The organism is Pedobacter glucosidilyticus (genome assembly GCF_002483235.1).
Lineage (GTDB): Bacteria > Bacteroidota > Bacteroidia > Sphingobacteriales > Sphingobacteriaceae > Pseudopedobacter > Pseudopedobacter glucosidilyticum_B.
In genome coordinates this window covers 1-13,970 of the sequence record NZ_DLHN01000031.1, presented here as the reverse complement: position 1 = coordinate 13,970, position 13,970 = coordinate 1, and the positions used below count along the sequence as shown (strand labels likewise).

Below are 13,970 nucleotides of genomic sequence, written 5' to 3'. Positions count from 1 at the left end.
CGAAGTGTCTTTGATGACTAATGACAAATTGAAGTCTTATTCCTTCTCTCTGCTGGATCTTGATTAAATGAACAAAATTATATTCTGTTTACGCTTATCCAAATTTTCCTCTACAAACTTACGATGACAAAGGGTAACCTATATGTTGAGATAGCTTCATTGCATTCGCATAGTTTGTCACTGCGAGGACACGAAGCAGAGCTTCATTGCATTCGCTTTAACACAGGGACAAAAAAATCAAAAAAAAGTAAAGGAACATAAAATGTTCCTCTACTCACTTTTCTTTACCTCTTCATAAGGCCTTATGAAGGGGAAATGCCGAAAACCCTGTAACAGAGTAGGCATCATCATGTAAAACTCTATGGCTTCGAGATGTAGTAAAGCCAAATCTACGATGAAGAAAAAATTCATCATTCCTATGATTGCTGTAGCAGCAATCTCAGGTGCTGTTTTATTTTCTGCTTTTAAAGCTAATAGCAGTAGTATAGCTGCTCAGGAACTTTGGTTCCAGTATGATGGTAGCGGTTCTGTAACAGACCCTTCCAACTACAGCAGTGGCATGGAAACGCCTCCAGGCTGTGAAGGTTCTGAACAGGTTTGTGCCATAAGAGCATTGGAAGGTGCTCCAGGACAACCAGATATTACCTCCGCTTTGCAGAGTCAAATCAATACTGCTTTGCAAGACCCTTCTACACAACAACAAGATGTAAGATTGCGTAGTGTAGAATAAGGATTGCCATTTCATCCGGGAGAAACCTATCCCCTCCCGGATGTTACTAAACTTAACAGATTCTGCGTCAACTTGAATGAATGAGAAGACTCACATGCGATTTTACTGATTAATTTTAGTAATTATTTGTGAGATTAATCTTCAATAAACTTCCGCTATCATTGAGTTATCCCGCAAAGCAAAGAAACAAAAGCATTTGCGCTCTAGCCTTTCCGACCTTATGGCAGGTCAAGCCTAGTTACTTTTTTCCGCAAAAAGTAACCAAAAACTCTCCGCTACGCCGCTTGCTTTTAAAGATTCTGCTTATGCTTCTTACTGCAAACCGCAACCGCCAAGGCGGAATTTAACGTAAACGGTTGTTTATGCTTGGGCTTGACGTATCGAAAATACTTATATATCATTTCCCCTCCCGGATGTATTTAAACTTTAAAAATTCCATTTTAAAACATCATAAACTCAATACCTAATTTTATTTAATAACCTGAGGAAACTTTATACTCATACTATCTATCTATCTATCTAAAAAATAATCAAAGCATTTCCGCTTTAGGCTTTCCGGCTTCATAGCCAGCCATGGCCTAGTTCCTTTGTGGGAGCAAAGGAACCAAACTCCTCATCAATCCCAATCAGGTGCCTTTGTCGCAATTATCTTCCCCACATAAAAAAACATCAGCGCTTATTTCTATTGCCAGCAGTATATGAAAGCTATCACAACTCCGAACATAGAACCACTTGCGTTATAGGCTTGTTATTGCTATGTTTTTCTGTTAGTGCTACTGTTTTTTATTTTCCCGGCACTTCGGGATTGATGATGTTCTTGGGTATAGGCTGTGATTTATCAATGCCTGCTCCTAAATATCGGATTGCTATTTTCATATCATTAAAGGCTATCTATCATTTTGTTCAATTCCTGATAATTGTATGATACTTTCTGGTATTGGAAAAACATAACGCTTATCATTCGGCAATAAAGTATAAGTTCGGTTTCCTAATTTCCTTTGTAATACCTGAGCAAATTCTGGCTCAAAATTTAAACGTCTTAAGTCTGCCCATCTAATTCCCCTAAATACCAGCTCTTTTCTTCTTTCAGCTAATATCAGCCTTAATGCTTCGTTGGCATTTGCTGCACTAAAAGGTATAAATGTATTGTCCCAACGGTTTCGCATTAAAGTATTGAGGTCTTCTAAAGCTGCATCTGTAGCCCCTGCTCTTGCTCTACTTTCTGCCCTGATAAGATACATTTCTGCGGTTGTAGGCCCCATAGCAAAAGTGATGGTGCTTTGGGCATAACTACCTTGAAAAGCATAACTATTATCCGCATTTCTTCTAAAGAAAAGAAGCTTCCTACGGTCGGCATTGGCATAACTGGCATAAAGTAAGGTATCTACTTTGGCTCTGGCTACTGTAACATTACTTGAATTTGCATAGACATAGAATAACTTTTCACGATTGAAAATAGGGAAAGGTGTTGCACTATTAATAATGGTTTTATAATCTAAAAGCTGATTGTTTAGCTGTAAAGAAGAATCGGCATACAAACCTGCTTCCGGATATTTTCTTTGGTAAAGGTACATTCTTGCCAGCGTAGCATAGGCTGCTGCTTTATTGGCTCTAGTTGGAGAGCTACTTTGTGCTGGTAATAGTTGTGCTGCCCTTTTCAAGTCGGCTTCTATACGCCTGTAAGTTTCTTCTAAACTTGCTCTGGGGCTTGGCTCGTTAATATCAGCACTTAATTTTAAAGGTAAGCCTTTAGCTGTGGCAGCATTACTTTCTTGATAAGGCTCTGTATAAAGCTGCGCCATTTCTAAAAGCACATAAGCTCTGGTAAAATAAGCGAAGCCTTCTATTCTTCTATATTCTTCCCTTTCTGAAGCCTGAATATTTATAGAGGGAAGGGTTTCTATGACAGTATTTGCATTAAAAATAGTTCTATATCTTCCTGCTAAAGTACCGCCATCGCCGTCTGCTGCTGTGTTTTCCCAAATGTAAATATTACGGTCTCTTTCTGTTGGAACAGCATTCCATAAAGCCTCTGTATGGTAAAAATTATCTGCCGCTACTTCTGCTATAAAAGAGAAAAAGTTGGTGGTATTATTATCCAATATGGCATTCATATCTCTTAAACTGGTGGGTACTGCCAAGCTTTTATCTGGTTTAGCCTCTAAAAAATCCTGACAGCCGCTTAAGCTCATACCTATCATCAGCATCATGAAATTTAGCTTCATGAATACTTTCCTATTGAAAATACCCTGTTGTTTGCTTGTTATATGTCTAATTGTTTTCATCATGTTTAGCTTTATCATTTAAAATTCTGCTCTTAAACCCAATGCATAAATAGCTGAGGGTGCTATACTATCAAAACCATAATCTGGATCTATCGGACTATCGCTTGCTCGCCATATGATGCCTAAATTATTGGCATAGGTAAAAAGTTCTAACCTTCTAAAAGGTAGTTTTTGCGTTGGTTTGGGTACAAGCTGCCAACCAAAACGAATGTCTTGTAAACGGATATGATCGCCTTTATTTACCGTGATTTCAGAATTGTTATAAAAAACATCGCGGTTGGCAATAGCAGGATAAATTTTTGAGGGTACTTGTGTAAATGCTTCATCACCTGCTTGCTGCCAGCGTTTGGCGTAATCAGCATGGCCTTTTCCATTAGCATAAAGCTCGGTATAGCTGATGCTTCTACTTCTGAAATAATAATCCAGCCTAAAAGTGATATTCATAGATAGGCTAAAAGCACCATAAGTTAAAGTATTACGAAATGCTCCATTATACAAGGGTATAGCCGAACCATGTAAAACCAATTCTTCTAATGGGGTATTGTTAACTATGGCCGAATAGTCTTTACTTTCTGCACCGCCAAGCTCCCCTACAGGATCGCCATTTTGTCCATCTAAACCTCTCCATTTATAACTAAAAAGCGGAAATACCGGATAGTTCTCTACCGGATTAAGCGAGATGCCATTACCCACCAAACCAGACACAAAAACATCTGCTTGATAACGGGTAATTTCTGAACGGCTATGTGCTATAGATAGATTACTTGTCCATGCTAGTTTCCCTGTTGTATTGAGACTATTGAGCTGTAATTCCCAGCCATTACCTTTACTAGATGCTCCGTTAAGGGTTAAGGTAGTAAAACCTGTGAAAGGGTTTGCAGGTTCTATCCCTAAAAGGTCTGTGGTTCTTTTGCTGTATATATCAAAGCTTCCACTGATACGGTTGTTCTTCGTAGCAAAATCTAACCCTGTATTAAACGTTCTTACCTTCTCCCATCTAAGTTGGCCGTTTGGCGGACTTGAAATATTGGCATAAGGTAAATTGGTGATAGGGTTTGCACCGCTAAAATAAGTGAGCGTGGTTAATGCAGATAAACTATTGTCTATATTTCCGGCAAAGCCATAAGAACCTCTAAGCTTCAGCTGTGGTAGCCAATCTAAGCTGTAAAAATCTTCTTTGGTTATGTTCCATAATGCACCTGCCGACCATAAAGGCACTCCTTTCTCATTGGTACTTACACCAAAGATATTAGAAGCATCTTTACGTACACTCCCGGAAATGGTATAACGTTGTTTATAGGTGTAGGCTGCATTCGCATAATAAGAAACATACCTATTTAATGTTTCTCCAAATGCCCCAACATAGGGTATTCTTGCCGATGGCGATAAGTTCTGAAAGCCCGGAAATAAGGTAATATAATCTACCGGAATAGCGGTTAATACATTTTCATCAAAACCATAAGCTCTATTGGTGCTAAAGCTATTGGCAGCTTGTCTGATTTCTGCTCCTGCAATAGCATTGATTTCATGATTTTCCCATGCTTTATCTAAACCTAATTGTACCCTTCCGGAATGGGCCTGCTGGTTAGACCTAAATTCATCTAAAATACCTCCTAGAGGAATAGGTCTGTTAAGCTGAGAGCCTGAAGGTTGACTATAACGGTTAATGAGGTTTCTACTGAAATAAGATGTTGCTGTATTTAGGTCTTCTCTATCGGTAACTCCTTGTTGGTATTGATATTTAAGCTCTGCCGATAGCCAACTTAGCGCCTGATAGCGAGCAGAAAAATCAGCGATGAGCGTTTGGTTATTTTGTGTTTCTCCAGGAAGATAAAGCTCTTGCAAAGGGCGATAATTCCAGTCGAGTAGTTGGCTATTACCTATAGCGGCAATACTTCTGCTACGAAAATCTTTCTCTATTATAGCGGGGCTACCATCCTCATTCATCAAGCGGGCATAAGGGTAAAGCTGCCGATTACCAATTTGTAAACGGCCATAGCCCATAGCTGCCGAACGGCTTTGTCCTTCTTGCTGGTTAAAGCTGTATTGCAGGTTGCTTTGTAAATCTAAACCTTTTAAGGGTTTATAAGTATTATTCATCCTCAAAGTACTGCGTTGGCTGCTGTTGCTTCTTAAAGCTTGCAAGCCTTTGTCATAGCCTGCTGAAATAAAGTAGCTATGCTTGGCACTTCCACCCTTAAGATTTAGGGCGTATTGTTGATTTACTTCTCTGCGGTAAACAGCGTCTAAATAATCATTTCTAACATCTATTTGCCTTAAGCTGTTCACTTCACTATTGAATGCTGCTTCTGTAATACGTCCTTCTCTTCTGGCAATTAACAATTCTACCACCGGGCTTAAGGCTGGCCTGCGTACATTATTTTCTAAACTGGTAAAGTAGCCTCTGGAAAATAAATCTATCTCATGATCTATATAATCACTACTGCTCATGATAGGGTCATCAAAGAGCCTTGGCTTATCCGTTATATTTACATTACTATTGAAACTAAGCTGCATAGCCTGGTTTAACTTTCCTTTTTTAGTGGTGATGACAATCACGCCATTACCTGCTCTTGCCCCCCAGATAGATGCCGCAGCAGCATCCTTAAGAATACTTACCGAAGCAATATCATTGGGGTTGATACTATTTAATTCTCCTTCAAAAGGAAAATTATCCAGAATAATCAATGGGTTACGATTGGCATTGATGGTATTTACTCCTCTGATTAAGATATTGGCATCACCTTGTGGAGCGTTGATGTTAAAGGAACGTTTATCAAATAAGGTAGTAGCATTTAGGCCGTCTAATCTCTCCAAAATACCGCTGCTTACATTTCTTTCTAAAAGCTCAGTATTAAACTGCTCAAATGCTCCGGTGGCTCTTTCTTTACTGAGCTGCTGATAACCGGATGATATAACGACTTCCTGTAATTGCCGAGGGTCTTCCAGTAGGGTAACATTTAAACTTTTAGGGAAAGGTGCTTTGAGCTTAAATTCTTGCTTTTGGAAGGCTAGCATCGTAATGCTGATGCTCACTTCTGTTTGTGTTGTTTGAATGCGGAAATTACCATTGGCATCGGCTTGGGTTGTCATGGATGAGGGCTGTAAAGTAATAACAGCTCCCGGAATGGGTTCTCCATTTTTATTTTTGATGTTCCCGCTGATTTCTGTGCCTTGTGCCATAGCGGTATAGCGACTAAAAAAAAGTAAGCATAAGAGCGTTAAGGTATGTTTCATGGTTTTATGGGTTAAGGTGTTTGGTGGAATAGGAAGGTTCTGTAAATACCAGAAAGGGAACTTCTCTTTCTACCAGTTCCATTCCGATATGGTATTTTTCTAAGGCTTGTTTTAATGCCTGGCTATCGGTAAAACCTTTAGGCAGGTAAAGGTCCAGATCAAGTTTGCCACTAAAAGCAGTTTCATCTATAAAGGGTAAGTTTTCTTCTCGCTGGTTTAGTTCGTAAAGCAAGGCTTCTAAACGCACATTGCGCATTTGCTTTAAAGGCGTATCTTCTTCAAAATTGTTATAAGCTTTGCCTCCAGCAGCAGCTTTAATGAGGCCTAAGGGGTACAAGCGCCAAACTTGAGTATGCCGACTTTCTAACCTTACATTTAGATGAAGTGCCGTGTTTAAATCTTGTCGCATTTTATCAAGCCGGGCACTAGCAGGTTGGTGTAAAGGCATGGCCGATTCATAACAATAACTATAAGCTCTTTTCCAGCGTTCTTCTAAAGCTTTTTCTTTTGGGAATTGATAATGGCTCTTATCTGCTACCTCCCAAATGATTTGGTTAGCCGGATAACCCAGGAATTTATTTATAGCCATTAGGTATAAAGTATAGCTGCTGAAATTGATCACCTGTGTATAGATGGTGCTGCTATCTTTCCATACTTTAAAAGCTGGTTCTACACCCGGGATATAAGGAGTTACAATGCTATAGGTTTTACTGGGCTCTTTTAATAAAGTGCTTTTGCCAATTTTAAAATCTATACGGTCTTGCTTTTGAATGATAGCTGGCATTTTACCCGTGATAAATGTTTGCAGGTGAGCCGTTGTAAGCTCGTCTATGGCACTGGTGGCTACAAATTGCCCTTGTGCATTGAACCATACCACATGTGGGTGCAATTGATGCGGAAAGTATTGCTTTAACTGGGCTTGTGCTGCCACCACCGGAAGGCTCAATTGGAGTTGGCTTTTTTGAAGCCATTGTTTTGCCGCCTCGCCTTCTTCCGCTGTAAGTGTTATGATATGAAGCTGCTCACTAAAAGGCTTAACCAAGCTATCTAAACGCTGCATTTGCTTTTGGGTAGTTTTACAGCTTGCATTCCAAAAGATTAAAAGGCTGGGCTTTGTTAGGTCTGGAAATTTAAGGCTGATAGCCGAGTTTGATAGCAATACAAGCTCCTGCTGTGGCAAAACGCTTCCTATTTCTAAAGCCTGTTGCGCTTTGGCTTTTTTGCTGAATACTACCACAACTAACAGGAATACAAGTAGTTTGATGGTATTGTACCTCCTAAAAAAAGGCCATAGGTATCCTATACGATGTTTATCGTTCATTTTTTTTGTGTTTGGGTTTAAGAATTTGTCACATGGAGCGTCTAATCGAATTGTCATCCTGAACGGAGTCGAAGTGTCATCCTGAGCGGAGTCGAAGGATAGGCCCCTCCAATTTCCTCAACCTAACAAAACAATCTTTTCCTAGACGCTTTGAAAAAACCGGCCGGCTATTAACAGCTTTTTAACTTATTTCATGGGATGCAATGGGCCAGACCGGTTGATGTCCTAAACCCTATACCGGACTTTTAATGATGTTTTTGAACAGATTTTTAAGGGATGCAGCAGAGCCCATAACTTTAAGTGCCGTTTGCTTTTGTGATGGGTAAATGTTACTCGTTTTCATATTGTGATGTTAACGAGTCTTGCACTACGGACTTAGATAAAAGTGGGCCTCTGCCTCCGTTTACTCCATTCAGTTTCTCAGGCCTTATGTTGAAAACGATTTATAGCAGAAACCCACTCTTATTATGAAGTGCTAAATTAGCATTATCAGAATAAGAAGTGGGTATAAATCTGCTTTTTGCATCAACGGCCTGAGATTTGGAGCTGCAAAACTCTTATTTATACCTATTTATAGTTCCAAATATAATAAAATAGAAACAATAGGACAAATAAGTCCTAATATTTTTTTATTTATATATGGATTTTGTCCTTTGTGGGAAAACAATATAAAAATCAAGACTATCTTATAAAAGTTGGAAAAAAAATAGCTGAAATAAGAGAGTCTAAATCTATCACTCAAGAAAAACTTCAAGAATTAACAGGATTTGACACACGTCAAATTGGAAGAATTGAAAGAGCAGAAACTAATCCTTCAATATCAGCTATTAAATTAATCGCAGATAAATTAGGAGTTAAAATGGGTGAAATTTTGGATTTTGAACAACTATAAAATTAAGCTGCTAAATATTCATAAAATTTCTTTGAAAGACTTTTTAATCTGGAAATTGAAAAGTAACATTCTTTCAATTACTTGGAAACAAGGAAACTTTAAAGCAGCGTGTAAGTAAGCTTTGCTAGAATTACATTTATTTATCTACCCGTTTTTAAATTAACTACCATTACCTATGAGTAAAACAAATACAAAAAAACAAGAAATTAGTCTTCCAGACGAAATTGTCATGAATCAGATTTATGTGATTCGTGAGAAAAAAGTAATGCTAGATTTTAATTTAGCTGAACTTTATGAGGTAGAAACTAGAGTATTAAAGCAAGCTGTAAAAAGAAAGATAAACAGATTCCCAGAGGACTTCATGTTTCAGCTCACCAAAGCCGAATGGCAAGAGGTTATCACAAATTGTGATAAGCTTCCTGATAGAATAAAATTTAGTCCTATAACCCCGCTTGCATTTACAGAACAAGGCGTTGCTATGCTCTCTAGCATACTAAATAGTGAAAGAGCAATTTTTGTTAATATTCAAATTATAAGAGTATTTACCAAATTAAGACAGTTTTTAACGGAGAACACTGAAATACGTTTAGAAATTGCAGAGATTAAAAGCTTATTGGAAAAACATACTAAATTACATGTAAACCACGATAAGAATATGGAAGTCGTGTTTCAGTACCTAGATGAACTGGCTGACAAAAAAGAGGAGCCTCAACAAAAGCGGAAAAGAATTGGATATAAGGAATGGGAAGAAGAAAATGGTTAAGTTTATTTCCTGTTTCTATTCTTTTCCTGACGGATTTTAAGAAATAAATCAAATAAGACTATTCTTTAAAGAGTTTGGCTGGGATTATTCAATTTCTAATGCAATAAAGAATATGACTGAAGTTATTGAGATTAAACCATATGAAAGTAAAGGTAATACGAATGTTTATTCTAAAAAATAGTTTAGACTGTTTTAAGTAATTATTTTGGATTAAAATATCCAAGTACATCATAATTCCAAACCATAAAATTTGTAATTAGCAAAGAAAAAATTTCTTGGCTGATATTTTCATCTAACTGAAAAACCTTAATTCTTTTTCCAACTTTTCTAACTTCTGCTTTCCTTACGTGAAATTGTTGTCGATTTAATAACTCCTCTGTTGTATAGACTCTGAGTGCTCCGTCACAATGTGTTATTTCTCCAGTGTGCTTGTCAAAAATAGCATGAAAATATCTGCTACCACGAAAATTTACTTCTTCAAAGTTTGGTAATTCTTCACAAGTAAAATGTATTTCATCATTTTCTGGTCGCCACACATAATCAGTAATATTATTTTTTGATGAATCTTCGTTTAGCCATTGACCAAATTCTTCATCACGCAATGTTTTTAATCGCTCCCAATCTAATGACTTTCCATAGATTGTCATTTTATAAAACATCGGAGAAAATTCTGTGTGGTGAATCTCGATAAATGGATCTAAACGAATCCTAAAATTTAATCCTTTTTGTAAAACAAGGTTTGAAATGGTTTGCGAAATCCAATAACTTGAATTTGAACCTGGTGTAATTGGTGTTATATTATACACATAGTCTTTATATTTAAAACTATTGCTGAATAAATCGAAATACTTAACTGAAATTAGACAATTATCCTCAATTTCTATTTCATCACAGTTTATAGAATTAAAAGGTAGTTGATTTTCAACTAAGGATTTAAGGCGTTCTTCAGAGATACCATGTTGAATTTTAGATATTAAAAACCACTTGCATTTCTCAAGATGTTGGTTTTCAGTTTCATCTAAAAATCTATGTATATTATTTTGGGTTACAAAATCCTCAAGTGTATTTAGGTCAATACTAGCAACATCGCTTATTAAGTTTTCATATTGCAGGTGATTAGGATTGTCTAGAATTTCGACAATTTCAAAAAAAGCATCTTCTAATGAACTTTTAAAATATTTAAAGATTTTAAGCTGATTATGCATAGCATTAAGTCAAATTTTCTGATACAAATGAAATTTAAAAACTAGTTTAACTCTTAACGCCCTTGACAAAAGTGAATGTACTGACTTAAATTTAATATATCATTTCTTCTGTTTATTTACCTCTATATTTTTATTAAACGGTTTGCAGCTACCAGAAGGTGGCGATTTCGAAGCACTTCACTGTTAATCAAGCACAAACCGATGTTAGTGGCTGGGATTTATTTTCGTATTTATTTATATTGCTCACCTTTATATCCTCCTTTAATTACTAATTTGTGTAACGTAGCACCATACGATGGTTTTCCTTCACTTTTACTTATGACTTCCTTATTCAAAATTCTTTGAAATATTTCATAAGGTAAGTTAGGATATTTATAACCTCTGCCTGTTAAAAATTCCACATACATATTCACTCCATCATGGGCAATTCTTTCAATATCTTTTGAGTCGTACCCAATTTCTTGCCATTCTAATTCCATAATTATTTAATTTTTAATTTATGTTTATTTTTGCATCCAACTTATAACTGTATCATTGTAACTTAAATTATCAGGTTTATCTTGATTCCATGATCCAATTTTTTCAGCAAAGTTTATATTCTTAACAGTTTCTAATAAAGGTATTTTAACTTTCATCGGTATCTTCATAGACTCTCCAATTACAAATGCATCACCATTACCTAAAGACGGCAAAGATTTTAAAAACATCGAAAAATTATTTGGGGCAAAGCTTATTACTCTAGATTGGTCGTCACTGTTAGTTAAACGTAAAGCTATAAAAGTACTAACCTGAGATAATACAGTATTAGGTATTTCAACAGGTCTTTGTGATATTATCATTGCACCTAATCCAAATTTTCTACCTTCTTTCATTATTCTCTCCACAGCATTTTGAGAAAAACTGTTTTGAGTGCCAGAGTTTAAATAACGATGTGCTTCTTCATAACAAATTAATAATGGTCTACCTTCAAATTTTTGGGTATTAATTTTTAAAGTATAATATACTGTATCAAATAATAGATTTGAAAGTACCCCTATAACCACGTCTAGTATGTTATATGGTATTCCGCTTAGATTTAAAACACTTATTTGTTTGTCATTTTCTATCCAAGATTCTATTAATTCTGCTATGCCTTTATCTCCTTTTATATATTCATCATCACCAAAAACAAACTTAAAGTCTTCATTACGTAATAAATTTTCAATGTTATCTGCAATATTTTTATAATTAGACTCATTAGATTTAAAAGGAGCACTATTTAAGGAGGTGTATGGTTTAAACTCAGGCTTAATCAATTCTTCAGCGTTTCCAATTAAATCATCCTGATTATCAGCTTTCATATAGGCAAAATCTCCGAATTCTCTTGAGGTATTATTAAAAGTACCATAACCTCTTTTATAAAACTCGAACCAGATAGTTTTAATATTAAAAGGAATTGGAGAGTTAATATTTATATCTGCAAGTTTTATTTTGTTCTTAAGCTCATCATTCCCATTAATAAATTCCTTCTTCATTTGAAGAATTCTATCTCTAAATACATCAATTATGGATGAAGAAGTTAAACTATTACCTAATCCAAATAATCTACAAAGGGTATCGAAATCAAGCATCCAATAAGGTAATACTAATTTCTTTGTTGGGTCATATATAGAAAATTCGTAAGCATTTTCACCGAGATATTTCATGTATTCACCATGAATATCAATAATTATAATCCTAGAACTTTTATATTTTGTGGTTATATTATTTAGTAGATAAGCAACTGTATTTGATTTACCACTTCCTGTACTTCCAACTACAAGCGAGTGCTTTAGTACAAATTCATTAAGATTCAAATAAACAGGAAGACTCTTAGAAAAATAATTTTTACCAACTTCAACTGGGAATTTCACATCTGATTTGAAAATGATATTAATATCATCTTCATCGATTAAAAAAACCGAATCTGCAATGCTTGGTGTAATTTTAGTACCACTTTCAAATTCTCCATTAATGTTTTTATACCCAAGTAAAGAGATATTAATTACCTTTTTATTTATAGCAATATCACCAGTTTGCATATACGTTGAAAAAGATTCGACAACGCAATAAACACAGCAAAGACCATTTATAATTTTCACAAAACTACCAACTTGTCCAACTCTATGTAATGTTCCATTATGAATTATATTATAATTATCAAGTTCATTACTAACTTCAACTATAACCCGTTCAGTATTTACTTCTATTACCTGACCAATTTTGCCGCTATCAATATTATTCCGATTCATAATTAAAGGGCTAAATTTTATTCTTGATTAGTTTTTGAAAATGAAATTTCATCTATAATTGAAATGAAATTATTAAAATCTCCAATGTTTGTTTCGTTATCGAATTCACTTTCCTTTCTGTTAGTATATTTTTTCTTATCTGTATAAATAGAAAAGTTAGGATGAGATCCTAATAATTCTTTTCCTTTATTAAAAGTAGTCTCATCATATGCGAACGCAATTACAGATAATCTGTAATTATTACTCAGCCCATTAACAATAACTTCATTGATATGATCATCACAAAATGAGTAACCTAGAACAAAAACAATCTTTTCTCTATCAATAAGATATTTACGAAATCTATCTAAATAGGAGATATATGGAGCTTTTCTAGAAGATAGATATTTATCCATAGAAGGATAAATCAAAAGATTTTCAGAAGATTCGCCTATATTGTTATCTATATAAATTTTATCATCTTTATCTTTTGCGAAGTTTAATGAACCATGTAATTTCCATAGTTTAACAAAACTTTGCTTAACATAAATCCCTTGAAAATCTTCAACTGAATCTGTAATAAAAAAAGGTTTTACGTTACCAACAAAACCGCTGAAATAAGGTAAAGTGGCCTTTTCTAAAGCTTCTTCAACTAATAAATCATAGTTAAGTGTAAAGATTTCTTTTTCGTAATCTCTATTAATAAAATTTAACCAAACAACTAATTTGTAAAAGTTTTCAGTATTAATTTCAATGGATAATTCGTTAAAAATAACTTGCTTTATATTTTTCTCAATATCAGATATATCACTTTCTTTTAAACTATTGATTTCGTTGCCTGATTTTAGTAATACTCTTAATTGTTGTGTTTTATTTAATATATCTTCAACTGTATCAATATCTCCTAATAAATCTAAAAAGTGTTCATTTTTTATTAATTCTTTTGCTTTTATAGTTAAATCATAAATATTTGGTAAACCACAAGCTTTGGATACACCCGCACCTAGTAAAAGACCTATTTGTTTCGGTGTTGCGAGAATTTCTTTTAAATTTTCCATGTTGTTAAAATATGATAGATGTTGATTTTGTAATATACTTGCCCCTAGCTAGTGAATTCCGCTATCCTATAGCGCATATTAACCTCATACTATGTTTAATTAACCTGCCCCGCCCCATTAATAACCAACTGCAATTTTCCTTTATATTCGGTAAGCTTCCCAGTTACACAAATACGTTTATGGTTGTATAATATGGCTGGTTCTTGAGGGAAATTCATTAAACTCATAAG

Annotated in this window: 10 protein-coding genes; 3 read left to right on the top strand and 7 right to left on the bottom strand. The window is 35.1% G+C overall.

All coding sequences use genetic code 11. From position 1 onward, the window contains the following. Window positions 1-394: 394 nt before the first annotated feature. Window positions 395-730, top strand: a complete 336-nt coding sequence (locus B2745_RS13885) for a hypothetical protein (protein ID WP_304067815.1) — start codon at window positions 395-397, stop codon at window positions 728-730. Between the two features lie 887 nt (window positions 731-1,617). On the opposite strand, the gene B2745_RS13880 is transcribed toward B2745_RS13885, so the two are convergent. From B2745_RS13880 to B2745_RS13870, 3 genes are read right to left on the bottom strand one after another with little or no spacing between them, the layout of a single operon-like run. After that, the gene (locus B2745_RS13880; protein WP_304067812.1) at window positions 1,618-3,018 is read right to left on the bottom strand and encodes a RagB/SusD family nutrient uptake outer membrane protein; all 1,401 of its coding nucleotides are present in this window, start codon (window positions 3,016-3,018) and stop codon (window positions 1,618-1,620) included. A gap of 15 nt (window positions 3,019-3,033) precedes the next feature. Beyond that, on the bottom strand, window positions 3,034-6,252 hold the full coding sequence (locus B2745_RS13875; RefSeq protein WP_304067810.1) for a SusC/RagA family TonB-linked outer membrane protein: 3,219 nt from the start codon (window positions 6,250-6,252) through the stop codon (window positions 3,034-3,036). A 4-nt stretch (window positions 6,253-6,256) separates the two neighbouring features. Continuing rightward, window positions 6,257-7,573, bottom strand: a complete 1,317-nt coding sequence (locus B2745_RS13870; RefSeq protein WP_304067807.1) for a redoxin domain-containing protein — start codon at window positions 7,571-7,573, stop codon at window positions 6,257-6,259. 655 nt (window positions 7,574-8,228) lie between these two features. Between B2745_RS13870 and B2745_RS13865 the strand changes: the two genes are divergently transcribed. Beyond that, entirely contained in the window at window positions 8,229-8,465 is a 237-nt protein-coding gene (locus tag B2745_RS13865) for a helix-turn-helix domain-containing protein (RefSeq protein WP_304067805.1), read from the top strand. A 175-nt stretch (window positions 8,466-8,640) separates the two neighbouring features. Continuing rightward, window positions 8,641-9,228 (top strand): ORF6N domain-containing protein, encoded by a 588-nt coding sequence (locus B2745_RS13860; protein WP_304067802.1) that lies wholly within the window; start codon window positions 8,641-8,643, stop codon window positions 9,226-9,228. Between the two features lie 200 nt (window positions 9,229-9,428). On the opposite strand, the gene B2745_RS13855 is transcribed toward B2745_RS13860, so the two are convergent. From B2745_RS13855 to B2745_RS13840, 4 genes are all read right to left on the bottom strand, one after another. Beyond that, the gene (locus tag B2745_RS13855) at window positions 9,429-10,433 is read right to left on the bottom strand and encodes a hypothetical protein (protein WP_304067799.1); all 1,005 of its coding nucleotides are present in this window, start codon (window positions 10,431-10,433) and stop codon (window positions 9,429-9,431) included. A 230-nt stretch (window positions 10,434-10,663) separates the two neighbouring features. Next, window positions 10,664-10,912: a hypothetical protein gene (locus B2745_RS13850; protein ID WP_304067796.1), complete on the bottom strand. Its 249-nt coding sequence runs from the start codon at window positions 10,910-10,912 to the stop codon at window positions 10,664-10,666. A gap of 24 nt (window positions 10,913-10,936) precedes the next feature. Further along, window positions 10,937-12,703, bottom strand: coding sequence for an ATP-binding protein (locus B2745_RS13845; RefSeq protein WP_304067793.1), 1,767 nt, complete (start codon window positions 12,701-12,703; stop codon window positions 10,937-10,939). Between the two features lie 17 nt (window positions 12,704-12,720). After that, window positions 12,721-13,740: an SIR2 family protein gene (locus B2745_RS13840; protein ID WP_304067790.1), complete on the bottom strand. Its 1,020-nt coding sequence runs from the start codon at window positions 13,738-13,740 to the stop codon at window positions 12,721-12,723. Window positions 13,741-13,970 lie beyond the last annotated feature (230 nt).